The organism is Pseudomonas tructae, from assembly GCF_004214895.1.
Classification (GTDB): domain Bacteria; phylum Pseudomonadota; class Gammaproteobacteria; order Pseudomonadales; family Pseudomonadaceae; genus Aquipseudomonas; species Aquipseudomonas tructae.
In genome coordinates this window covers 4,484,426-4,505,721 of the sequence record NZ_CP035952.1, presented here as the reverse complement: position 1 = coordinate 4,505,721, position 21,296 = coordinate 4,484,426, and the positions used below count along the sequence as shown (strand labels likewise).

Here is a 21,296-nt window from a genome sequence, read left to right as displayed (position 1 = left end):
CGAGTGTAGAGTATTTGTCAGTTGAGTTTCTCGAGGATCTTCCAGCACATGATGCCAATCATGCCCAGGGTGCCGATCCACATCATCAGCACGCCGATATTGCGATCGCGCAGGTTGAAGCCCACGGTCAGCAGGATCAGGCCGGCGATGACCGGAAGGAACAGCGATTGGAAGGCTGACATGCGGCAAGGTCCTTGTGCTTGAGAGTTATGGCTCAAGCATAGCGGGATTCGCCGGTGAGGGGTTTGATCGGGGTCAGGCCCGCTCCCACAGTGTAGGAGCGGGCTTGACCCGCGATGGGGGCATCAAGGCAAATCGCGACTGCGATAGAACGCCGTCAGCACCTTGACCAGGTGCGCCAGGTCATGGCTGCCGCACAGCTCGCGGATCGAGTGCATGGCGAAGGTCGGCAGGCCGATGTCGACGGTGCGTACGCCCAGGTGGCTGGCGGTGATCGGGCCGATGGTCGAGCCGCAGCCCATGTCGCTGCGTACCACGAAGCTCTGCACCGGGACTTCCTCGGCCATGCACAGGTGGCGGAAGAAACCGGCGGTTTCGCTGTTGGTGGCGTAGCGCTGGTTGTTGTTGACCTTGATCACCGGGCCGGCATTGAGCTTGGGCCCGTGGTTGCCGTCGTGCTTGTCGGCGTAGTTGGGGTGCACGCCGTGGGCGTTGTCGGCCGAGACCAGCAGCGAGCGCTGGATGGCCCGGACGAAGTCGTCACCCTCAGGCAGCAGGCGGCGCAGGGTTTGCTCGAGCATCGGGCCGTCGGCGCCACAGGCCGAACAGGAGCCCACTTCTTCGTGGTCGTTGCACACCAGCACGCAGGTTTCGTCGCTGTCAGCACCGAGCAGCGCTTGCAGGCCGGCATAGCAGGACAACAGGTTGTCCAGGCGCGCGCCGGCGATGAATTCGCCATGCAGGCCGATCAGGGCGGCGCTCTGGGTGTCGTAGAAACTCAGCTCGTAGTCCAGCACCACATCGGCGTTCAGGCCGTGCTCGCGGGCCAGTTGCTCGGTGAGCAGGGCGCGAAAGTCCACGCGCTCGTCACCGGCGACCTGGGCCAGGATCGGCGGCAGCTCGGTCTGTGGATTGATCGTCCAGCCTTCGTTGGCGGTGCGGTTGAGGTGAATGGCCAGGTTCGGGATCACCGCGATCGGCAGCTTGAAGTCGACCAGCTGGCTTTCAACCTTGCCGTCACGGCGGAAGGTAACCCGTCCGGCCAGCGACAGGTCACGGTCGAACCACGGCGCGAGCAGGGCGCCGCCGTAGACTTCCACGCCCAGTTGCCAGAAACCCTGGCGCTGCAGTTCAGGTTGCGGCTTGACCCGCAGGCACGGGCTGTCGGTGTGGGCACCGACCAGGCGGATACCGTCGAGCAACGGCGAGTGACGGCCGAGCTTGAAGGCGATGATCGAGGAATCGTTGCGGGTCAGGTAGTAGCGACCGCCGGCCACGGTGGCCCAGCTGTCGCGCTCGTCCAGGCGCTGGTAACCGGCGGCATCGAGGCGCTGGGCCAGGGCGGCGGTGGCATGGAACGGCGTAGGGGAGGCCTTGAGGAAGTCGATCAGGCCTTGATTCAGTGCATCGCGCATAGGTCACTCCAGACAGCAGTGGCGCGAGTTTAGCCTAGTTGGGGAGGGATTTGTGCTGACTGTATCGCGGGGCAAGCCCGCTCCCACAAAGCCTGTGGGAGTGGGTGGCTCAGAACGGTGCCGGACACTCGAAGCGCAGGCGCTCGCCGCTGACCGGATGGGTAAAGCTCAGCATGCTGGCATGCAGGCACAGCCGCTCATGGGCCGCCAGCGCCTCGGGATAGGCATACAGGCGATCGCCCAGAAGCGGGTGACCGATCGACAGCATGTGCACGCGCAACTGGTGCGAGCGCCCGGTGATCGGCGTCAGCTCGACTCGGCAATGATCGCCACAGCGCTCGACGATACGCCAGAAGGTCAGGGCATGCTTGCCCTGTTCATGATCGACCACGTGCCGCGGCTTGGTTGGCGGGTCATAGCGCAGCGGCAGGTCGATGCTGCCGCTGTCCAGCGCCGGTTGGCCCCAGCACAAGGCGGTGTAGGCTTTCTCGGTCTCGCGGTCGTGAAACTGCCGGGACAGCTCGCGGTGGCTGTCGGCGTCGCGGGCCAGGAGGATGATCCCCGAGGTTTCCCAGTCCAGGCGGTGGACGATCAGGGCATCGGGGTAGCCGTTTTCCTGCAGGCGGGTGATCAGGCAATCCTTGTTGTCTTCGGCCCGGCCCGGCACGGACAGCAGCAGGGTCGGCTTGTTGATCACCAGGATGGCGGCATCTTCATGCAGGATGTGAACGTTGGACAGCGGCATTGCGTGTTCCAAAATAGTTGTGGGAGCGGCGATGCGGCGCCCCGACTTGCCCCGCGATGCGATATGACTGACAGATCGCTATCGCGGGGCAAGCCCGCTCCCACAAGGTGCCCGAAAACGCTATCAGCGATCGGGCAGGGTGATGTTGAGTTCCAGGATCGAGCAGCTGCCCTGGTTTTCCAGAGCGACCTGCACATCATCGGAGCCGATGTTGACGTACTTGCGGATCACTTCCACCAGTTCCTTCTGCAGGGCTGGCAGGTAGTCCGGAGTACTGCGCTGACCGCGCTCGTGCGCCACGATGATCTGTAGACGCTCTTTCGCGACCGAGGCGGTGCTTACTTTTTTGCTGGCACGAAAGAAGTCAAAAAGGTTCATTGGTTAGTTGCCTCCAAACAGGCGCTCGAAGAATCCCTTCTTCTTCACATCAAGGAACCGATGTTCCACGTTTTTGCCCAGCAGGCGGTCAACGGTATCGCTGTAGGCCTGGCCAGCGTCGCTCTGATCATCGAGGATCACCGGCACGCCCTGGTTGGATGCCTTGAGCACCGCCTGGGATTCGGGGATCACGCCCAGCAGGGCCACCGAGAGGATTTCCTTGACGTCTTCGACGCCGAGCATTTCGCCCTGGCTGACGCGCTCCGGGTGGTAGCGGGTGATCAGCAGGTGTTCGCGGATCGGGTCTTCGTTGCGTTCGGCGCGGCGCGATTTGCTCGCCAGCAGGCCCAGCATACGGTCCGAGTCGCGTACCGAGGAGACTTCCGGGTTGGTCACGACGATCGCTTCGTCAGCGAAGTACATGGCCAGGTGGGCGCCTTTCTCGATACCGGCCGGCGAGTCGCAGACCACGTATTCGAAGTCCTCTTTGAGCTGCATCAGGACCTTTTCCACGCCTTCCTGGGTCAGCGCGTCCTTGTCGCGGGTCTGGCTTGCAGCCAGCACGTACAGGTTCTCAAGGCGCTTGTCCTTGATCAGTGCCTGCTGCAGGTTGGCTTCGCCGTTGACCACGTTGACGAAGTCGTACACCACGCGGCGTTCGCAGCCCATGATCAGGTCGAGGTTACGCAGGCCGACGTCGAAGTCGACGATGACAGTCTTGTGCCCGCGCAGAGCGAGGCCGGTACCAATAGCGGCGCTGGTGGTGGTCTTACCCACACCACCCTTGCCGGATGTAACCACGAGAATCTTGGCCAAGGTGTTTCACCCCTAAAGAAAAGGACGTCGAGTCCCAAAAAATACAAAAAACGGCAACATCGGAAAAAGTTGCGCAGAAAATGGCGGCAAGTATCCGTTAAAGACGGGTGATGTTCAACACGTCACCGGACAGGCTGACCTGCACCCCGGCCCCCCACAGCGGATCGCGGCGCAGGTCTTCGGAGACCTTGTATTGCCCGGCGATCGAGACCATCTCGGCGGTCAGCTGCTGACAGAAGATCCGCGCCCGGGTGTTGCCCTTGATCCCGGCCAGTGCCCGCCCACGCATTGCACCGTACACATGGATGTTGCCATCGGCGAGAAGTTCCGCACCCGGGCTGACCGACGACACCACCACCAGGTCGCCCCCTTGGGCGTAGATCTGCTGGCCACCCCGTACCGGCGTGGTGATGATCTTGGTCGGGCGGATGGCCGGCTCCGGCGGCGCCACGGGTACGGGCGCAGGCTCGGGCTTTTTCACTTCCGGCTCAGGCTCCAGCGGCCGCTCACGGGCGCCGGACGGTGGCAGCACCGGCAGGTCGATGGCGATTGCCGCGGCAATGTCTTCGATACGGCTGGCGCGGATCGCCAGGGTGCGCAGGCCGTGGTGGCGGCAGACGCGCATCAGCCCGGGGAGATCGACCGCGCCTTCACCGGCCGGCAGCTTGTCCAGGGCCAGCACCAGCGGGGTATTGCTGAAGAAATTCGGTGCCTGGGCGACCTTGGCCGCCAACTGCCGGTCGAGGCCTTCGAGGTTGTTCCGGGCAAGCTCGAGCACGGTTATGGCAAGCATGCTGCCCTTGAGCTGGAACACGGGGTCTTGGTCTGGCGTTTGGGTTTGGCTCATGGTCTGCATTAGGGCGGCTTGTTACGAAAAAGTGCTCAGACTTATAACGAGAACACCGGTTGGCCGCAACCCGTGCCGAACCGTTGTAGAATGCCCGGCCCTTGTCTTTCCGGAATCTTTAATGGATCGCCCGCGTTTTCGTCGTTACTTTCTGCACCCGCGCTTCTGGCCGCTGTGGCTGGGCCTGGGCCTGCTGTGGCTGATCGTGCAGCTGCCGTACCCGGCATTGCTGGCGCTCGGCCGTGCCCTGGGGGCGCTGATGTACCGGGTGGCCGGCGAGCGCCGCTCTATTGCGGCGCGCAACCTGGAACTGTGTTTCCCCGAGCTACCGTCCGTCGAACGGCAGCGTCTGCTCAAGGAAAACTTTGCTTCCACCGGCATCGCCTTCTTCGAAATGGCCATGAGCTGGTGGTGGCCAAAGGCCCGTCTGGCGCGCCTGGCGCACATCGAAGGGCTGGAACACCTGCAGGCCGCGCAGCGTGATGGCCAGGGGGCGATCCTCATGGCCCTGCACTTCACCACCCTGGAAATCGGCGCCGCCTTGCTGGGCCAGGAACACACCATCGACGGCATGTACCGCGAACACGGCAACCCGGTGTTCGATTTCATTCAGCGTCGGGGCCGCGAGCGGCATAATCTCGACTCGCTGGCGGTAGAGCGCGAGGATGTACGCGGCATGCTCAAGTTGCTGCGCGCCGGGCGCGCCATCTGGTATGCACCGGATCAGGACTACGGCGCCAAGCAGAGCCTGTTCGTGCCGTTGTTCGGCATCGAGGCGGCGACCGTCACCGCCACCACCAAGTTTGCCCGGCTGGGCAAGGCTCGGGTGATCCCTTTCACCCAGCAGCGTCTGGCCGATGGCAGCGGTTACCGGCTGGTGATTCATCCGCCGCTGGCAGACTTTCCCGGGGAGAGCGAAGAGGCCGATTGCCTGCGCATCAACCAGTGGATCGAAGCGGCGCTGCGCGAATGCCCGGAGCAGTACCTGTGGGCGCACCGGCGCTTCAAGTCGCGCCCGCCGGGGGCGCCGAAGCTCTACGAAAAGCGGCGTTGAGGCTATCGCGGGGGTGAGGTGACCTCTGTGGGAGCGGGCTTGCCCCGCGATGAATTCACCCAAAATCCAGGAAGGTAAAATGGCTGAACCTGTCACCGGCTTGATCCTCTCCGGCGGTGGTGCCCGCGCCGCCTACCAGGTCGGTGTGCTGGCCGGCATCGCCGACCTGTTGCCGCCCGGTGCGGTCAACCCCTTCCCGGTGATCGTCGGCACATCGGCTGGCGCCATCAATGCCGTGACCCTGGCCAGCGGTGCCATGCACTTTGCTGACGCGGTCCGCCGCCTGACCAGTTTCTGGCAGGGCTTTCGCAGCCATCAGGTATTGCGCAGCGACTGGCCTGGGGTCATCCGCCAGGCCAGCCGGTTTGTCGGTCACAGCCTGCTCGGCCTCGGTGCGCCAGTGCCGGTGGCGCTGCTCGACAGCTCGCCATTGCGCAAACTGCTCACCCAGCACCTGGACATGAACGGCATTGGCCAGGCTATCGAGCAACAGCACCTGCGCGCTGTAGCGGTGACGGCCTTCGGTTACGAATCGGGCCAAGCGGTGACCTTTTATCAGGGCAAAGGCGCCATCGACCCCTGGCTGCGGCACCGGCGCATTGGCCTGCCCACTGACCTTCGTATCGAGCACCTGCTGGCAAGCTCGGCGATCCCCTTGTTGTTTGCCCCGGTCAAGCTGGGTGAAGAGTTCTTCGGTGACGGTGCGGTGCGCCAGTCGGCGCCGATCAGCCCGGCGCTGCACTTGGGGGCCAGCCGCGTGCTGGTGGTCGGGGTCAGCGGCAACCCGCAGCGGCCCAACGAGGGCGAGATGCGCCAGCGTATCTTCAGTGGCCAGCAACCGAGCCTGGCGCAGATCGGCGGGCACATGCTCAACAGCACCTTCATCGACAGCCTGGAAGACGATATCGAGCTGCTGCAGCGCCTCAACCACCTAAGCCACCTGATGCCCGAGCACCTGGAGCGTCGACGCCTGGGCCTGGCGCCGGTCGAGGTGCTGGTGGTCGCGCCAAGCCAGCCACTGGACGAGATTGCCGCCCGTCACCGGCGCGAGCTGCCCGCGGCCCTGAGGCTGTTCCTGCGTGGGCCGGGGGCGACCAAAACCAGTGGTGCCGGCGTGCTCAGCTACCTGTTGTTCGAAGCCGGTTACTGCAGTGAGCTGATCGAGCTCGGACGTCGCGACGCGCTGGCCAAGCGCCGCGAGCTGTGCGGCTTTCTCGGCCTGCCGCCTGGCTGAGGCGGCTTACTCGGCGATCTGCAACTGGCGCGCCGAGGTGTAGACATAACGCACCTTCTCGTACTCGAACGGCGAGTTCATCTGGCCATAACGGAAGTTGGTGGTGTAACGCTTGTCGACACCGCGCAGGACCCACAACTCCGGATGGTTGCTGCTGACCTCGGCGACGTTGAGGAAGTTGATCCAGTTCTCGGCGCTGTAATCCACCACCAGGCCACCGGTGTCGCGCAGGTTCGACGGGCCGAGGATCGGCAGCATCAGGTACGGGCCGTCGGGCACGCCATAGAAACCCAGGGTCTGGCCGAAGTCTTCGCTCTGGTGCGGCAGGCCCATCTTGGTGGCCGGGTCCCACAGGCCGGCGATGCCGATGGTGGTGTTGAGCAGCAGGCGCGCGCTGATCTCCATCGAGCGCTTGCCCTTTAACTGCAGCAGGCTGTTGAACAGGTTTGGCACATCGCCGACGTTGCTGAAGAAGTTGCTGACGCCAGTGCGCACGAAGTGCGGGGTGATGTAGCGGTAGCCATTGACCACCGGCAGGAACACCCATTGGTCGAAGCGGTAGTTGAAGTGGTAGATCCGCCGGTTCATCGACTCCAGCGGGTCATAGATGTTCAGCGCCGCCAGGGTCGAGCGTTCGAACTCGCGCTGGTCCAGGCCCGGGTTGAATTTCAGGGCCTTGAGCGGTTCGGTGAAACCGTCGGTGTCTACGGGATCGGCTTCGATGACACTGGCGCGCGGCGCGGTTTCTTCGGCTGCCTGGGCCAGCCCGCAGGCCAGCAGTGCGCTAATGATGAGTAGGCGTTTAACCACGGAAGAACTCCAGCATGTCGTCGCTGTTGACGCGGTAATTGAGGTTGCCGCAATGGCCGCCGTGAGGGTACAGGGTCAGGCGCTCACCAAACACGTTGCGCAAAAAGCCCAGATCGCCGGGGCCGAGGATGACGTCGTCGGCATTGTGCATCACAGCAATTTTCGGGCTCTTTTGCAGGTAATCCTTGAGCGCGTAGAGGCTGACCTGGTCGATCAGCTGCAACAGGCTGCCACCGTCGGTTCGGGCGCGCCACATGGGGATTACCTGCTCGGTCAGGTAGCAGTCGAAGTCGCATTGCAAGGCACGCTTGAAGAACGGCGTGAGGCTGCTGCTTTCGGTGATCGGGTACTTGGGTGGAATGATCAGGCCACGGCGGTTGATCAGGTCGGAGGTGAAGGCGATATCGGATGCCGAGAAGCGGAACGACGTGCCGATGACCATCGCCATCTGTTCATTGGACAGGTGCTGGCGCGATTGCTGGAAGTCATAGAGCAGGGCGTCGTTGAGGTCGATGTAGCCCTTCTGCTGGAAGTAGCGAGTCAGCTTGTTGAGCACCAGCTCATAAAAAGTGGTGCTGTTGTTGACGCCCTTGACCTCGGTCTGCACCAGCTTGTCGAGGTTGCTGATCGAGGTGTAGAGGTTGACCGGTGGGTTGAGCAGCAGCACGCGCTTGAAGTTGAAGCTGCGCCGGGTTTCGTCCAGGTGGCTGACGAAGGCCGCATCCAGGGCGCCGAGGCTGTAGCCGCTGAGGTAGTACTCGCTGACCGGCAGGCGCGGATGCTGGGCGCGCACGCCCTGCATCACCCGGTAAAGGTCTTCGGCGTCTTCGCTGCTCACCCCCGGGGTGGCGTGGCGCGAGGCGGCGGTGATGAAGTCGAAGCTGGTTGGCGACGACAGTTGCACCACGTGGTAGCCGGCCTTGTAGTAGAGTTTTTTCAGGTACTCGTTAATGCTGCTGGAGTAGGGCGCGCCGGTGCCGGCAATCAGGAAGATCAGCGGCGCTTCATGGTCCTGGCGGGCCAGGCGGTACTTGAGCTTTTTTACCGCCCAGAAGTTGTCGGGCAGGGTAAAGGCCCGCTCAGGGCGCATATTGAGGCTGTAATCGGATTGGGTAATGTCGTCGTCGCTGGGGAGCTCCGGGCGCAGCTCTGGCGGCGTCGTGGCGATGGTCGCTTCGAACGGGTTGGTCAACGGGTAGCCATAGCTGGCGGCGTCGATGGTTTGTGCCCAAGCGCACGCACTCGAGATTAAGCCACCCAACAGGGCGGCGAGGCGCAGAGAACGAAGCATGACGGATCCCCAAAAAAGCAGCAGCAAAGTGCATTACGCAGGCTAGGACCATGAGGGCCCCGGCAAAGTTGCCTGGCGCTCCGGCATTTATCGTCGCAGATGTTGCCGCCGTCCATTAAGGGCTCGCAACAATTGGTTCCATTTGTCTTCAGGATAAAGTAGCTGAGTCCGGCGCTTTTGCCTTGCATAGACGCCCCGGACGATTATGCTGGGCGCCGATTTTCACCTTTCTGGAGTGTCGCATGTTCCGCCGTTTACCGCTGATCGCTTTGCTGGTGTTCCTGCCGTTTTGGCTGGTGGCGAGCTATGGGCTGCGTTACGTGCTGATGGAAGATGCCCACTGGGTGGCGACCTGCGCCGAACAGGCGCAACTGTGGGGCTGCCAGGCACGCTCGGTCATGGGCTTGATGATCCACTTCAGGGTACTGGCCTGGTCGGCCCTGGGCCTGGCGCTGTTGGCCATGCTGGTGCCGGGGCGCGCAGGCTGGCGCCTGGCGGTGGTGGCACTGGTGTGCGGGATTCCGGCGTTGGTGTTGTATACCGCAAGTATCGCGGTGTTTGCGGTGGTGCTGGCAGGGCTGCGCATGGTGCGGCGTTAGTTGCCTTATCGCGGGGCAAGCTCGCTCCCACTGCAGGAGCGGGCTTGCCCCGCGATGACTTACTGCTGAAGCCGGACCCTCAGGCTACGCCACAACGCCGCCACCATCAGCACGCTGACCCCGGCCCAGACCAGTGCCTGCTGGTTGCCCAGCCCTTCCTGCCACAGCTGTGGGCCAATGCCACCACCGATGATCAACGCCAGCAAGGCCGCTTCGGCCCGGCGCGCCGCCACCGGACGCACCAGGTACACCACCGCTGGCAACAGCAAGGCCGGGCTTGGGAAGCTGCGATAACGCGGGTCGAACACCAGTGCCAGCATGCTCACCGCCGCCGCGAAACCGGCCGCCAGCAGCCACCAGCCGGCACGCGCTTCAAGCCAGGCAAAGGCCCGCTCGCGAAAGCCCTGACGCTGGGCCAGGGCCAGGACGCCATGGGCCAGCACCAGCAGGTTCAGGCCCACCAGCACAATCGCCCAGACCCACTCACCGACAAAGCGGCTGTTGATGCGTAGCTGTTCGCCCCACAGGCCCAGGCTGGCCGCACCCAGTGCCGCCAGCAGCGGCACCAGCAAGGCGCTCCGGGTTCCGCGGACACGGCCTGCCAGTAACAAGGTAGCGCCGAACAGCACGACACCGGCCCCCAGCCACTGCGGCCAGAACGCAAGGTTGCTCACCGGTCCTTCAAGAATGCCCTTGTCCTGGCGGTCGGCGTCATACAGGCCCCAATAGCCACCGACGGCCCCTTCACTGGCACGCTTCCACGGCTGGTCGAACGCTTCGATCAGGTTGTACTTCCAGCCCTGCTGTTCGGCCATGGCGACAAAACCACGGATGAAGCGCGCTTCGTTGACCCGACTGGGCAGGGCGGTTTCGCGCTGGCGACCTTCGCTGGGCCAGCCCGTCTCGCCAATGACGATGTCCTTGGGGGCGAAGCGGTTGCCGAACACCTGGCGGATTTCACCAACATGCACCAAGGCATCGTTAATACTCTTGGGGTCATCTTCCCAGTAGGGCAGCAGATGGATGGTCAAAAAATCCACCGTCGGGGCGATCTCGGGGTGCTGCAGCCAGAACTCCCAGACATCGGCGTAGGTCACCGGCACGCTGACCTGGCTTTTGACCTGGTTGATCAGCGCTGCCAGTTGCGGGCCGGTGACTTCCTTGCGCAGCAGGGTTTCGTTGCCGACGATCACTGCGCTGACCACATCCGGGTTGGCATTGGCCGAGGCGATCAAGGCTTTGACCTCTTTCTGCGAGTCCACCGGGTTGGCGTTGATCCAGGCACCGAGCATTACCTTCAGGCCATGCTTGCGGGCCAGTTCCGGAATGGCTTCAAGGCCGGTCATCGAGTAAGTACGGATGCACTCGAAGCGCTGGGCGAGCAAGGCCAGGTCGGCGTCCATGCGCGCCGGGCGCAATTGGAAGGGCTGGTCGAACGGCGACTGGTCTTTGTCGAACGGTGTGTAGGAGGCGCACTGCAACTTGTGCGAGGCGCTGGCCGCATCCGCCAGCACCACCGGTTTGCCCAGGCCGTACCACAGGCCTCCGAGGGCAAACAGGCCCAATAGGCAGGCGAACAGGTAGGGTAAGAGCGGAAAGCGCGCAGTCGAGAGCATGGATCGGACCGTCAGGGAGCAAAGCTGCCAATAGTACCTGCAAATGACCCGGGCCAAAGCCTTGGGTGTTGCTTGATGTAACGATCCACGTTGCTGGCGATGTGATGTCGTTTCTCGTTGCCTTGAGGTCGTTACCAGAGCAGGTCACCGACCATGCGCGGTTGATGATGCAGCTTCCGTGACGTGACGAGGGGATGCTTGGATGAAAATGCGACGACTCCTGGGGGTGGGCACCGCCCTGGTAATGGCCATTGGCGCGGGGCATGCGCTGGCCAAGGAAGTGAGCATCGGCTATGTCGATGGCTGGTCCGACAGTGTGGCGACCACCAACGTCGCCGCCGAAGTCATCCGGCAGAAACTCGGCTATGACGTCAAACTGCAGGCCGTGGCCACCGGCATCATGTGGCAGGGCGTGGCCACCGGCAAGCTCGACGCCATGCTCTCGGCCTGGCTGCCGGTAACTCACGGTGAATACTGGACCAAGAACAAGGACAACGTGGTCGACTACGGCCCCAACTTCAAGGACGCCAAGATCGGCCTGATCGTCCCCGAGTACGTCAAGGCGCAATCGCTTGCCGACCTCAAGACCGATGACAGCTTCAAGAAGAAGATCGTCGGTATCGACGCAGGCTCCGGTGTCATGCTCAAGACTGACCAGGCCATCAAAGACTACGACCTCACCGGCTATAAGCTGCAGGCCAGCTCTGGCGCAGCAATGACCGCCGAACTGGGCCGCGCCTATGCCAAGCAGCAATCGATCGCGGTGACCGGCTGGGTGCCGCACTGGATGTTCGCCAAGTGGAAGCTCAAGTTCCTCGAAGACCCCAAAGGCGTGTATGGCGCCGCTGAAACCGTCAACAGCATCGGCAGCAAGGAACTGGACACCAAGGCGCCGGAAGTGGCCGCGTTCCTGAAGAAGTTCCAGTGGCAGTCCAAGGACGAGATCGGCGAGGTCATGTTGGCCATTCAAGAGGGTGCAAAACCCGAGGCCGCCGCCAAGGACTGGGTGGCCAAGCACCCCGAACGGGTAGCGGAGTGGATCAGCAAGTAATGGCCTAAGGCTTCTATCTGGCACCTTCCAGGGCCGCGACAGCGAAAACGCTGTCGCGGCCCTTGTCGTTTCAGGCTGTTACCGAATCGGTAAAAGAGTTTTGCATCTAAGACTAAGGTCGTCTGGAGTGCGTTCGAAGGCAGCATAAAGTGGAGTGGGTTCTACCTAATCTGTGCTGCGAGGACAAAAACAATGAACGACAGCATTTATCTCTCGATACAAAACAGCCCGCGGTTCAAGGAGCTGGTTTCAAAACGCGAACGTTTCGCCTGGATACTCTCGGCGATCATGCTCGGCCTCTATTCCGCCTTCATCCTGTTGATTGCCTATGGTCCGCATGTATTGGGTGCCAAGCTCAGCCCTGAGTCTTCGATCACCTGGGGTATTCCTCTGGGCGTCGGTCTGATCATCTCGGCCTTCATTCTCACGGCCATCTACGTGCGTCGCGCCAACGGCGAGTTCGACGAGATGAACAAGGCGATCCTCAAGGAGGCTCAGCAATGATCCGGCGTCTACTGGCAACCCTGGCCTTCGGCGTTTTTGCACCCGCCGTCTGGGCCGCTGACGCCCTCACCGGCGCGGTGCAGAAACAACCCTTGAACGTGTCGGCGATCGTCATGTTCGTCGCCTTTGTCGGTGCCACCCTGTGCATCACCTACTGGGCGTCCAAGCGCAACAAGTCCGCCTCCGACTACTATGCTGCCGGCGGGCGCATCACCGGTTTCCAGAACGGCCTGGCAATTGCCGGTGACTACATGTCGGCAGCTTCTTTCCTGGGTATTTCCGCCCTGGTGTTCACCTCTGGCTATGATGGCCTGATCTACTCGATCGGCTTTCTGGTCGGCTGGCCGATCATTCTCTTCCTGATCGCCGAGCGCCTGCGCAACCTGGGTAAATACACCTTTGCCGACGTTGCCTCGTATCGCCTGGGGCAGAAGGAAATCCGCACCCTGTCGGCCTCGGGCTCGTTGGTGGTGGTGGCCTTCTATCTGATTGCGCAGATGGTTGGCGCAGGCAAACTGATCCAGTTGCTGTTCGGCCTGGACTACCATGTCGCGGTGATTCTGGTCGGCATCCTGATGTGCATGTACGTGCTGTTCGGCGGCATGCTTGCGACCACCTGGGTACAGATCATCAAGGCGGTGCTGCTGCTCTCCGGTGCCAGCTTCATGGCGCTGATGGTGATGAAGCACGTCAACTTCGACTTCAACGCGCTGTTCTCCGAAGCGATCAAGGTTCACCCCAAAGGTGAGGCGATCATGAGTCCGGGAGGCCTGGTCAAGGATCCGATTTCGGCGTTCTCCCTCGGCCTGGCCCTGATGTTCGGTACCGCTGGCCTGCCGCATATCCTGATGCGCTTCTTCACTGTCAGCGACGCCAAAGAAGCGCGCAAGAGCGTGCTGTACGCCACCGGTTTCATCGGTTACTTCTACATCCTGACCTTTATCATCGGCTTCGGCGCGATCCTGCTGGTCAGCACCAACCCGCAGTTCAAGGACGCCGCTGGCGCCCTGATCGGCGGCAACAACATGGCAGCGGTGCACCTGGCCGACGCCGTGGGTGGCAGTGTGTTCCTCGGTTTCATCTCGGCAGTGGCCTTCGCCACCATCCTGGCAGTGGTTGCCGGCTTGACCCTGGCCGGTGCCTCGGCGGTGTCCCATGACCTGTATGCCAGCGTGATCAAGAAGGGCAAGGCCAACGAGAAGGATGAAATCCGCGTCTCGAAGATCACCACCATCGCCTTGGGCGTCCTGGCGATCGGTCTGGGTATCCTGTTTGAAAGCCAGAACATTGCCTTCATGGTTGGCCTGGCGTTCTCCATCGCTGCCAGCTGTAACTTCCCGGTGCTGCTGCTGTCGATGTACTGGAAGAAACTGACCACCCGTGGCGCCATGATCGGCGGCTGGATGGGGCTGATCAGTGCCGTGGCGCTGATGATCCTCGGTCCGACCATCTGGGTGCAGATCCTCGGCCACGAGAAGGCGATCTACCCGTATGAGTACCCGGCGCTGTTCTCGATGATCATTGCCTTCACCGGTATCTGGTTCTTCTCGATCACCGACAAGTCCAAGGCCGCCGATGATGAACGTGCGCTGTTCTTCCCGCAGTTCGTTCGCTCGCAGACTGGCCTGGGTGCCAGCGGTGCGGTGTCTCACTAAGTAAGCAAAAGGCAGCTTATGGCTGCCTCTCTAGCTGCAAGCTGCAAGCTGCAAGCCGCAAGTTGAAGCCGTACGCGTACTGCTTTGACTTGCGGCTTGCAGCTTATGGCTTGCAGCTTTTCTATATCTTGCCGAGCAACAACAGGATCAACAGGATGATCAGCACCGTACCGATGATGCCGGACGGCCCATAACCCCAACTTCTGGAATGCGGAAAGACGGGTAAGCCACCGATCAACAGCAGAATCAGGATGATGATAAGTATGGTGCCCATGGCAGTTTCCTTGTTTGGCTTGAGAAGTAGGCGTTACGCTGCAATCCATCTCTTCGGTCATGTGTTTCATGCCCGCCTGTTACTTCCGACTGCCGCCGGTGGCTAAAAGTTTTATCGGTTGCCAACTCAGCACGTTCACCGCTGTTTGCCCCGGCCATTCAGCATCCTGATACAGCGTGGGTAGCGGCCCTGCCTTCGCTACACTGGCCTGAACTTTCCAGAACCGTACAAGGCAGCCTGCTATGCAAAAGCGCATGATGATTACCGGTGCAGGCTCAGGGCTTGGGCGCGAAATCGCCTTGCGCTGGGCGCGCGAGGGGTGGCGACTGGCCTTGGCCGATGTCAACGAGGCCGGCCTCAAGCAGACCCTGGCGCTGGTGCGTGAGACAGACGCCGACGGTTTTGTGCAGCGCTGCGATGTGCGTGACTACAGCCAGCTCACGGCGCTGGCCCAGGCCTGCGAAGAAAGGTTCGGTGGCATCGATGTGATCGTCAACAACGCCGGGGTGGCCTCCGGTGGCTTTTTCGCCGAGCTGTCGCTGGAGGACTGGGACTGGCAGATCGCCGTCAACCTGATGGGCGTGGTCAAGGGCTGCAAGGCGTTCCTGCCGCTGCTCGAACGCAGCAAGGGCACGATCATCAACATCGCCTCCATGGCAGCCCTGATGCAGGGCCCGGCGATGAGCAACTATAACGTCGCCAAGGCCGGCGTGCTGGCGCTGTCGGAAAGCCTGCTGATTGAGCTGCGCCAGCAGGAAGTCGCGGTGCACGTGGTATGCCCGTCGTTCTTTCAGACCAACCTGCTCGACTCGTTCCGCGGCCCGACCCCGGCAATGAAAGCCCAGGTCGGCAAACTGCTGGAAAGCTCGCCGATCAGCGCCGCCGATATCGCCGACTACATCCACCAGCAAGTGGCTGCCGGCGAGTTCCTGATCTTGCCCCATGAGCAGGGGCGTGAAGCCTGGAAGCTCAAACAGCGCAATCCGCAGATGCTCTACGATGAAATGGCTGGCATGGCCGAGAAAATGCGCGCCAAGGCCCGGCCTTCCCAGGCGTGAGCCTCGGCATCAGGTATTCTTGGCCACCTTTTGAGTAGCCTTGAGTACCTGGTGTGATCAATTACCTGTGGTTTTTCCTTGCGGCGGTCTTCGAGATCGCCGGTTGTTATGCCTTTTACATGTGGCTGCGCCTGGGCAAGAGCGCTTGGTGGATCGCCCCGGCCTTGCTCAGCCTGACCCTGTTCGCCCTGATCCTCACCCGAGTCGAGGCCGCTTACGCCGGGCGTGCCTATGCCGCCTATGGCGGAGTCTACATTGTCACTTCGCTACTGTGGCTGGCGCTCATCGAGCGTGCCCGGCCATTGGGCAGCGACTGGATCGGCGCGCTCCTGTGTGTGCTGGGCGCCAGTATCATCGTTCTGGGGCCGCGCTTGCAGAGCGCCTGAGTGAGCGAAAATGCAATAAATCTGTAGGCAAATTCACCCAGAAAAGTGGGATTTGTCTAATTCGCCGCGTGAGCATTGAAGGCGTCTGACACCCCATGCAGTCTCCGAACTTCCTGACTAGTGGAGGACCGGAGCATGTTGGTAATAGGACGAGAAATAGGTGAAATCATCGCCATCGACGATCACATCAAGATCACCGTGCTGTCGGTGGAAGGCAACACGGTGCGCTTCGGCATCAGCGCGCCACGGCACATCGAAGTGCACCGGGCGGAGATCTACAAGCGCATTGTCGAGCAACTGGCCAAGCAGGCCGGCTGAGTCAGTCGAGCAGTTCCCTGGGCACGTCATGCTTGGCCAGTAACTGGCACTGCTGGCTTTCCAGATCGAAGAGGATGAACGCCTGCTTTTTTGCCAATGCCTGGCGCACTCGCAGCACACGGGTTTCCAGCGGCGTGTCGTCACCGTTGTCGGTGCCGTCGCGGGTGACGAAATCCTCGATCAGGCGGGTGAGGGTCTCGGCTTCCAGTTGGTCGTAGGGAATCAGCATGAACAGGACAGGTCTGGCGAATAGGTCCCGTCATGCTACGCGAAACCTGTCCTGGCTGTGTAGGCGCTAGTGCTTGTTGCCGACCAGGGTGTCGACTGCCGGCACGCGGGTATCGCTTTCCATCTGCGTATCGTGCTCTAGCTGATGGCTGAAGCTCTCCAGTGAACTGCCGCTGGCGTGCGAGTCGCTGGCGAACACCGGCGGGCTGAGCAGGTAGGCAGTCAGCAGGCGGCTCAGTGCTGCCAGGCTGTCGATGTGGGTGCGCTCGTAGCCATGGGTGGCGTCGCAGCCGAAGGCCAGCAGGGCAGTGCGGATGTCGTGGCCGGCAGTAATCGCTGAATGCGCATCGCTGAAGTAGTAGCGGAACACATCACGGCGCGCCGGCAGTTCGTGTTCGCGGGCAAGCTTGAGCAAATGACGCGACAGGTGATAGTCGTAGGGGCCGGCAGAGTCCTGCATGGCCACGCTTACCGCATGTTCGCTGGAGTGTTGCCCGGGGGCCACCGGTGCGATGTCGATACCGACGAACTCGCTGACGTCCCAGGGCAGGGCTGCGGCCGCGCCTGAGCCGGTTTCTTCGGTGATGGTGAACAACGGGTGGCAGTCGATCAGTGGCTGGGCGCCGCTGTCGACCACAGCCTTGAGCGACGCCAGCAGCGCCGCGACACCGGCTTTGTCATCCAGGTGTCGAGCGCTGATGTGGCCGCTTTCGGTGAATTCGGGTAGGGGATCGAAGGCGACGAAGTCACCGATGCCAATCCCCAGCGATTCGCAATCGGCACGGGTGGTGCAGTAGGCGTCCAGGCGCAGTTCGATGTGCTCCCAACTGACCGGCATCTGGTCGATGGCGGTATTGAACGCGTGCCCGCTGGCCATCAGCGGCAGTACGCTGCCGCGCAGCACGCCGCTGTCGGTAAACAGGCTGACGCGGCTGCCTTCGGCGAAGCGGCTGGACCAGCAACCCACCGCGGCCAGTGACAGCTGGCCATTGTCCTGGATCGCTCGCACGCTGGCGCCAATGGTGTCCAGGTGCGCGGACACCGCCCGGTCGGGGGAGCTCTTGCACCCCTTGAGGGTGGCGCGGATGGTGCCGCGGCGGGTCAGCTCGAAAGGGATGCCGAGCTCTTCCAGGCGCTCGGCGACATAACGCACGATGGTGTCGGTAAAGCCGGTGGGGCTGGGAATGGCGAGCATCTCCAGGAGGACTTTCTGCAGGTAGTTGAGGTCCGGTTCGGGGCTCTGTTCTGGCATGTGAACTCCTGTGCTCAGTGCGCGGGTCGGCTGTGCGGGAACAGCAGGTCGATGAAGCGTTCGGCAGTCGGTTGTGGTTCGTGGTTGGCCAGGCCAACCCGTTCGTTGGCTTCGATGAACACGTGGTCGGGCTGGTCGGCGGCCTTGACCATCAGGTCCAGGCCCACCACGCCAATGTCCAGGGCGCGGGCGGCGCGGATGGCGGCGTCCACCAGCACCGGGTGCAGGCGCTCGGTGACATCCTCCAGGCAGCCGCCGGTGTGCAGGTTGGCCGTGCCGCGTACGGCCAGGCGCTGGCCGGCGGGTAGCACGCTGTCGTAGTCGACGCCGGCGGCGTGCAGAGTGCGTTGGGTTTCGTGGTCCAGCGGGATGCGGCTTTCACCGGCGGTCGCCGCTTGACGCCGGCGGCTCTGCGCCTCGATCAGAGCGCCGACGGCGTGCTGGCCGTCGCCGATGATCTGCGCCGGGTGACGGATGGCGGCGGCCACCACCTCGAATCCGATGACCACGATGCGCAGGTCAAGGCCAGGGTGAAAGCTTTCCAGCAGCACCCGGCTGCCGAAACGCCGGGCGCTTTCTACCGCTGCAGTGATTTCCTTCAAGGTTCTCAGGTTGACTGCCACGCCATTGCCTTGCTCGCCATCCAGCGGTTTGACCACCACCGCGCCGTGGTCCTCGAGGAAGGCCAGGTTGTCATCGGCATTGCCGGCCAGTTGCTGCGCCGGCACTTGCAGGCCGGCGCTGGCGAGCGCCTTGTGGGTCAGGCTCTTGTCCTGGCACAAGGTCATGCTCACCGCGCTGGTCAGGTCGCTGAGGGACTCGCGGCAGCGTACCCGCCGGCCGCCATGAATGAGGGTAAACAAGCCCGCTTCGGCATCATCGACTTGTACGTCGATGCCACGCCGGTAAGCCTCCTCGACGATAATCCGCGCATAGGGGTTGAGCCCGGCTTCGGGGCCGGGGCCGAGGAACAGCGGCTGGTTGATGCCGTTCTTGCGCTTGACTGCGAAGGTTGGCAGGTTGCGAAAGCCGAGCTTGGCGTACAGGCGTTTGGCCTGGCGATTGTCATGCAGCACCGAGAGGTCCAGGCAGCTCAGGCCGCGGCTCATGAAGTGCTCGATCAGGTGGCGCACCAGCACTTCACCGACGCCGGGGCGGGTACAGTGCGGGTCCACCGCCAGGCACCAGAGGCTGCCGCCGTGTTCCGGGTCGGCAAAGGCCTTATGGTGATTCAGGCCCATGACGCTACCGATGACTGCGCCGCTGTCTTCGTCTTCGGCCAGCCAGTACACCGGCCCGCCCTGGTGGCGCGGGGTCAGGCGCTCGGGGTTGATTGGCAGCATGCTGCGGGTTTGGTACAGGGCGTTGAGCGCTTGCCAGTCGCTGTCGCTCTGCGCGCGGCGGATACGAAAGCCGCGAAACACCCGCTGCGCCGGGCGGTAGTCGCTGAACCACAGGCGCAGGGTGTCGGACGGGTCGAGGAACAGTTGCTGCGGGGCCTGGGCCAGCACTTGCTGCGGTGCTGCGACATACAAGGCGATATCGCGCTCGCCGGGGCGCTCGTCGAGCAGGGCGGCGACCAGGCTGGCCGGGTCGGGGTAGGTGTGGCCGATCAACAGCCGCCCCCAGCCGCAGTGCAACGAGCGCGGCTGATCGTGGGGCTGGCTGCCATCACCGGCGTGTTGTGCCTGCAGTCGTTCATAGGACGGCACCTGGCCGCGCAGCAGGCGCTGGCCGTAAGGTGAGGCATGGGCTTTCATCGTTCAGATTCCTTGTGCGCTGAGCCACAGGTTCAAGGCTGCCAGTTGCCACAGCTTGGAGCCGCGCAGCGGCGTCAACTGGCCATGGGGATCGCTGAGCAGGCGGTCCAGCGCCGCCGGGTTGAACAGGCCACGGTCCTGGCTGGGGTCAAGCAGCAGTTCGCGTACCCAGTCCAGAGTCGCACCCTGCAGGTGCTTGAGGCCCGGTACCGGGAAGTAGCCCTTCTTGCGGTCGATGACTTCGCTGGGGATCACCCCTCGTGCGGCTTCCTTGAGCACGTGCTTGCCGCCGTCGGGCAGTTTGAAGCGTGCCGGGATCCGCGCCGACAGCTCGACCAGGCGGTAGTCGAGGAACGGTGTGCGCGCCTCCAGGCCCCAGGCCATGGTCATGTTGTCAACCCGTTTGACCGGGTCGTCGACCAGCATCACCGTGCTGTCCAGGCGCAGGGCTTTGTCCACCGCGTCACTGGCGCCGGGTTGGGCAAAGTGCTGGCGGACGAAATCGCCGGCGGCATCGTGATCAAGCAGCCAGGACGGTTGCACGGTGGCGGCATAGTCGTCGTAGCTGCGGTCGAAGAACGCCTCACGATAGGCCGCGAACGGATCGCGGGCGCCGTCCACCTGCTGATACCAGTGGTAGCCGGCGAACAGCTCGTCGGCGCCCTGGCCGCTTTGCACCACCTTGCAGTGCTTGGCCACTTCCCGCGACAGCAGGTAGAAGGCAATGCAGTCATGGCTGACCATCGGCTCGCTCATGGCCTGGAAGGCTGCGGGCAACTGCTCGATGATCTCCCGCTCATCGATGCGCAACTGATGATGGCGGGTGCCGTAGTGACGGGCGATCAGGTCGGAGTACTGGAACTCGTCGCCGCGCTCGCCACCGCCATCCTCGAATCCGATGGAAAAGGTCGACAGATCATCGACGCCGCCCTCGCGCAGCAGGCCGACCAGCAGGCTTGAATCGACGCCGCCGGACAGCAGCACACCGACATCCACGGCGGCGCGCTGACGAATCGCTACCGCCTGGCGCGTGCTGTCGAGCACGCGCTCGCGCCAGTCTTCCAGGCTCAGGTCCTGTTCATCGGTGCGCGGCCCATAGTGCAACTGCCACCACACGTGCTGCTGGCAGCGGCCCTGGGCGTCGATGCGCATCCAGCTCGCTGGGGGCAGTTTCTCGATATTGGCCAGCAAGGTGCGTGGCGCCGGCACCACGGCGTGGAAGTTCAGGTAGTGGTTGAGTGCTACCGGGTCGAGCACCGGGTTGATGTCGCCACCTTTGAGCAGCGCCGGCAGGCTTGAAGCAAAGCGCAGACGTTCGGCGGTGCGCGACAAGTACAGGGGCTTGACCCCGAGGCGGTCGCGAGCAAGAAACAGCTGCTGGCTGTCACGCTCCCAGATCGCCAGGGCAAACATGCCATTGAGGCGCGGCAACAGGTCAGCGCCCCAGGCGTGATAGCCCTTGAGCAGTACTTCGGTATCGCCGTTCGAATAGAAGGCATAGCCGAGGCGTTCCAGCTCGCTGCGCAGTTCCGGGAAGTTGTAGATTGCGCCATTGAAGGCCAGCGCCAGGCCCAGTTGGTTATCGACCATGGGCTGGGCCGAGGCGTCGGACAGGTCCATGATCTTCAGCCGCCGATGGCCCAGGGCAATCGGGCCCTGGCTATGAAAGCCCCAGGCGTCGGGGCCGCGGGGTGCCAGGTGATGGGTGATTCGCTCGACCGCGGCGAGGTCCGCCGGGCGGGGTGGGTGGGCAACAGGGGTGAAACGAAACTCTCCAGCTAATCCGCACATAAGTCCTTACCGGTTTTGCCGTTGGGGAAGATGC

General features: G+C 62.9%; 23 protein-coding genes. 9 read left to right on the top strand and 14 right to left on the bottom strand.

All coding sequences use genetic code 11. From position 1 onward, the window contains the following. Nucleotides 1-17: 17 nt before the first annotated feature. The 6 genes from EXN22_RS26230 to minC form a co-directional block, all read right to left on the bottom strand. The gene (locus tag EXN22_RS26230; protein ID WP_010224196.1) at nt 18-182 is read right to left on the bottom strand and encodes a hypothetical protein; all 165 of its coding nucleotides are present in this window, start codon (nt 180-182) and stop codon (nt 18-20) included. Nucleotides 183-305: 123 nt separating this feature from the next. Then, nucleotides 306-1,595, bottom strand: a complete 1,290-nt coding sequence (locus EXN22_RS20635; RefSeq protein ID WP_130265803.1) for a M18 family aminopeptidase — start codon at nt 1,593-1,595, stop codon at nt 306-308. A gap of 109 nt (nt 1,596-1,704) precedes the next feature. Continuing rightward, nucleotides 1,705-2,340: an RluA family pseudouridine synthase gene (locus EXN22_RS20630; RefSeq protein ID WP_130265802.1), complete on the bottom strand. Its 636-nt coding sequence runs from the start codon at nt 2,338-2,340 to the stop codon at nt 1,705-1,707. A gap of 123 nt (nt 2,341-2,463) precedes the next feature. Next, nucleotides 2,464-2,718, bottom strand: coding sequence for a cell division topological specificity factor MinE (gene minE / locus EXN22_RS20625; RefSeq protein ID WP_010224188.1), 255 nt, complete (start codon nt 2,716-2,718; stop codon nt 2,464-2,466). 3 nt (nt 2,719-2,721) lie between these two features. Then, complete coding sequence (gene minD / locus EXN22_RS20620) at nt 2,722-3,534, bottom strand: septum site-determining protein MinD (protein WP_107025977.1); 813 nt, start codon at nt 3,532-3,534, stop codon at nt 2,722-2,724. A gap of 97 nt (nt 3,535-3,631) precedes the next feature. Next, entirely contained in the window at nt 3,632-4,390 is a 759-nt protein-coding gene (gene minC / locus EXN22_RS20615) for a septum site-determining protein MinC (protein WP_407691937.1), read from the bottom strand. Nucleotides 4,391-4,502: 112 nt separating this feature from the next. On the opposite strand from minC, the gene EXN22_RS20610 reads away from it, so the two are divergent. Further along, nucleotides 4,503-5,435: a lipid A biosynthesis lauroyl acyltransferase gene (locus EXN22_RS20610; RefSeq protein WP_130265800.1), complete on the top strand. Its 933-nt coding sequence runs from the start codon at nt 4,503-4,505 to the stop codon at nt 5,433-5,435. A 79-nt stretch (nt 5,436-5,514) separates the two neighbouring features. Next, the gene (locus tag EXN22_RS20605; protein ID WP_130265799.1) at nt 5,515-6,669 is read left to right on the top strand and encodes a patatin-like phospholipase family protein; all 1,155 of its coding nucleotides are present in this window, start codon (nt 5,515-5,517) and stop codon (nt 6,667-6,669) included. A gap of 6 nt (nt 6,670-6,675) precedes the next feature. Here EXN22_RS20605 and EXN22_RS20600 read toward each other — a convergent pair whose 3' ends face one another. Further along, on the bottom strand, nt 6,676-7,479 hold the full coding sequence (locus tag EXN22_RS20600) for an MlaA family lipoprotein (protein ID WP_130265798.1): 804 nt from the start codon (nt 7,477-7,479) through the stop codon (nt 6,676-6,678). Continuing rightward, complete coding sequence (locus tag EXN22_RS20595) at nt 7,472-8,770, bottom strand: serine/threonine protein kinase (RefSeq protein ID WP_130265797.1); 1,299 nt, start codon at nt 8,768-8,770, stop codon at nt 7,472-7,474. The genes EXN22_RS20600 and EXN22_RS20595 overlap by 8 nt, the downstream gene beginning before the upstream one ends. Before the next feature lie 242 nt (nt 8,771-9,012). On the opposite strand from EXN22_RS20595, the gene EXN22_RS20590 reads away from it, so the two are divergent. Then, on the top strand, nt 9,013-9,369 hold the full coding sequence (locus EXN22_RS20590) for a hypothetical protein (RefSeq protein ID WP_130265796.1): 357 nt from the start codon (nt 9,013-9,015) through the stop codon (nt 9,367-9,369). A 59-nt stretch (nt 9,370-9,428) separates the two neighbouring features. Here EXN22_RS20590 and EXN22_RS20585 read toward each other — a convergent pair whose 3' ends face one another. Continuing rightward, a complete protein-coding gene (locus EXN22_RS20585) occupies nt 9,429-10,985 on the bottom strand; it encodes a glycoside hydrolase family 17 protein (protein ID WP_130265795.1) in 1,557 nt (518 codons plus the stop codon). A gap of 202 nt (nt 10,986-11,187) precedes the next feature. On the opposite strand from EXN22_RS20585, the gene EXN22_RS20580 reads away from it, so the two are divergent. From EXN22_RS20580 to EXN22_RS20570, 3 genes are all read left to right on the top strand, one after another. Continuing rightward, nucleotides 11,188-12,036, top strand: a complete 849-nt coding sequence (locus EXN22_RS20580; RefSeq protein ID WP_130265794.1) for a glycine betaine ABC transporter substrate-binding protein — start codon at nt 11,188-11,190, stop codon at nt 12,034-12,036. A gap of 192 nt (nt 12,037-12,228) precedes the next feature. Next, nucleotides 12,229-12,540: a DUF485 domain-containing protein gene (locus EXN22_RS20575; protein WP_130265793.1), complete on the top strand. Its 312-nt coding sequence runs from the start codon at nt 12,229-12,231 to the stop codon at nt 12,538-12,540. Then, the gene (locus EXN22_RS20570) at nt 12,537-14,195 is read left to right on the top strand and encodes a cation acetate symporter (RefSeq protein ID WP_130265792.1); all 1,659 of its coding nucleotides are present in this window, start codon (nt 12,537-12,539) and stop codon (nt 14,193-14,195) included. The genes EXN22_RS20575 and EXN22_RS20570 overlap by 4 nt, the downstream gene beginning before the upstream one ends. A gap of 121 nt (nt 14,196-14,316) precedes the next feature. Here the strand turns inward: EXN22_RS20570 and EXN22_RS20565 are convergent, their stop codons facing one another. Continuing rightward, nucleotides 14,317-14,469 carry a DUF3309 family protein gene (locus EXN22_RS20565; protein WP_010224169.1) on the bottom strand — a complete coding sequence of 51 codons (153 nt, stop codon included), beginning with the start codon at nt 14,467-14,469 and terminating at the stop codon, nt 14,317-14,319. Between the two features lie 242 nt (nt 14,470-14,711). On the opposite strand from EXN22_RS20565, the gene EXN22_RS20560 reads away from it, so the two are divergent. The 3 genes from EXN22_RS20560 to csrA all read left to right on the top strand — a co-directional run bounded on the left by EXN22_RS20560 (nt 14,712) and on the right by csrA (nt 16,231). Then, nucleotides 14,712-15,527: an SDR family oxidoreductase gene (locus EXN22_RS20560; protein ID WP_130265791.1), complete on the top strand. Its 816-nt coding sequence runs from the start codon at nt 14,712-14,714 to the stop codon at nt 15,525-15,527. Between the two features lie 53 nt (nt 15,528-15,580). Then, on the top strand, nt 15,581-15,913 hold the full coding sequence (locus EXN22_RS20555; RefSeq protein WP_130265790.1) for a YnfA family protein: 333 nt from the start codon (nt 15,581-15,583) through the stop codon (nt 15,911-15,913). A 135-nt stretch (nt 15,914-16,048) separates the two neighbouring features. Next, the gene (gene csrA, locus EXN22_RS20550; protein WP_130265789.1) at nt 16,049-16,231 is read left to right on the top strand and encodes a carbon storage regulator CsrA; all 183 of its coding nucleotides are present in this window, start codon (nt 16,049-16,051) and stop codon (nt 16,229-16,231) included. A 1-nt stretch (nt 16,232) separates the two neighbouring features. On the opposite strand, the gene EXN22_RS20545 is transcribed toward csrA, so the two are convergent. From EXN22_RS20545 to EXN22_RS20530, 4 genes are all read right to left on the bottom strand, one after another. Then, nucleotides 16,233-16,460 (bottom strand): YheU family protein, encoded by a 228-nt coding sequence (locus tag EXN22_RS20545; protein ID WP_123567164.1) that lies wholly within the window; start codon nt 16,458-16,460, stop codon nt 16,233-16,235. 66 nt (nt 16,461-16,526) lie between these two features. Then, nucleotides 16,527-17,711, bottom strand: a complete 1,185-nt coding sequence (locus EXN22_RS20540) for an osmoprotectant NAGGN system M42 family peptidase (protein WP_130265788.1) — start codon at nt 17,709-17,711, stop codon at nt 16,527-16,529. A 14-nt stretch (nt 17,712-17,725) separates the two neighbouring features. After that, nucleotides 17,726-19,471: an N-acetylglutaminylglutamine synthetase gene (gene ngg / locus EXN22_RS20535; protein ID WP_130265787.1), complete on the bottom strand. Its 1,746-nt coding sequence runs from the start codon at nt 19,469-19,471 to the stop codon at nt 17,726-17,728. 3 nt (nt 19,472-19,474) lie between these two features. Then, entirely contained in the window at nt 19,475-21,262 is a 1,788-nt protein-coding gene (locus EXN22_RS20530; RefSeq protein ID WP_130265786.1) for an N-acetylglutaminylglutamine amidotransferase, read from the bottom strand. Nucleotides 21,263-21,296 lie beyond the last annotated feature (34 nt).

Bases quoted from the DNA above. Each gene is read 5' to 3' on its own strand.
- EXN22_RS20570 (WP_130265792.1), top strand. From the start codon at position 12,537: ATGATCCGGCGTCTACTGGCAACCCTGGCCTTCGGCGTTTTTGCACCC.
- EXN22_RS20635 (WP_130265803.1), bottom strand. From the start codon at position 1,595: ATGCGCGATGCACTGAATCAAGGCCTGATCGACTTCCTCAAGGCCTCC.
- EXN22_RS20540 (WP_130265788.1), bottom strand. From the start codon at position 17,711: ATGCCAGAACAGAGCCCCGAACCGGACCTCAACTACCTGCAGAAAGTC.
- EXN22_RS20630 (WP_130265802.1), bottom strand. From the start codon at position 2,340: ATGCCGCTGTCCAACGTTCACATCCTGCATGAAGATGCCGCCATCCTG.
- EXN22_RS20530 (WP_130265786.1), bottom strand. From the start codon at position 21,262: ATGTGCGGATTAGCTGGAGAGTTTCGTTTCACCCCTGTTGCCCACCCA.
- minC (WP_407691937.1), bottom strand. From the start codon at position 4,390: ATGCAGACCATGAGCCAAACCCAAACGCCAGACCAAGACCCCGTGTTC.
- EXN22_RS20595 (WP_130265797.1), bottom strand. From the start codon at position 8,770: ATGCTTCGTTCTCTGCGCCTCGCCGCCCTGTTGGGTGGCTTAATCTCG.
- EXN22_RS20565 (WP_010224169.1), bottom strand. From the start codon at position 14,469: ATGGGCACCATACTTATCATCATCCTGATTCTGCTGTTGATCGGTGGC.
- EXN22_RS20560 (WP_130265791.1), top strand. From the start codon at position 14,712: ATGCAAAAGCGCATGATGATTACCGGTGCAGGCTCAGGGCTTGGGCGC.
- EXN22_RS20545 (WP_123567164.1), bottom strand. From the start codon at position 16,460: ATGCTGATTCCCTACGACCAACTGGAAGCCGAGACCCTCACCCGCCTG.
- EXN22_RS20575 (WP_130265793.1), top strand. From the start codon at position 12,229: ATGAACGACAGCATTTATCTCTCGATACAAAACAGCCCGCGGTTCAAG.
- EXN22_RS20585 (WP_130265795.1), bottom strand. From the start codon at position 10,985: ATGCTCTCGACTGCGCGCTTTCCGCTCTTACCCTACCTGTTCGCCTGC.
- csrA (WP_130265789.1), top strand. From the start codon at position 16,049: ATGTTGGTAATAGGACGAGAAATAGGTGAAATCATCGCCATCGACGAT.
- EXN22_RS26230 (WP_010224196.1), bottom strand. From the start codon at position 182: ATGTCAGCCTTCCAATCGCTGTTCCTTCCGGTCATCGCCGGCCTGATC.
- EXN22_RS20610 (WP_130265800.1), top strand. From the start codon at position 4,503: ATGGATCGCCCGCGTTTTCGTCGTTACTTTCTGCACCCGCGCTTCTGG.
- EXN22_RS20605 (WP_130265799.1), top strand. From the start codon at position 5,515: ATGGCTGAACCTGTCACCGGCTTGATCCTCTCCGGCGGTGGTGCCCGC.
- EXN22_RS20590 (WP_130265796.1), top strand. From the start codon at position 9,013: ATGTTCCGCCGTTTACCGCTGATCGCTTTGCTGGTGTTCCTGCCGTTT.
- EXN22_RS20580 (WP_130265794.1), top strand. From the start codon at position 11,188: ATGAAAATGCGACGACTCCTGGGGGTGGGCACCGCCCTGGTAATGGCC.
- minE (WP_010224188.1), bottom strand. From the start codon at position 2,718: ATGAACCTTTTTGACTTCTTTCGTGCCAGCAAAAAAGTAAGCACCGCC.
- ngg (WP_130265787.1), bottom strand. From the start codon at position 19,471: ATGAAAGCCCATGCCTCACCTTACGGCCAGCGCCTGCTGCGCGGCCAG.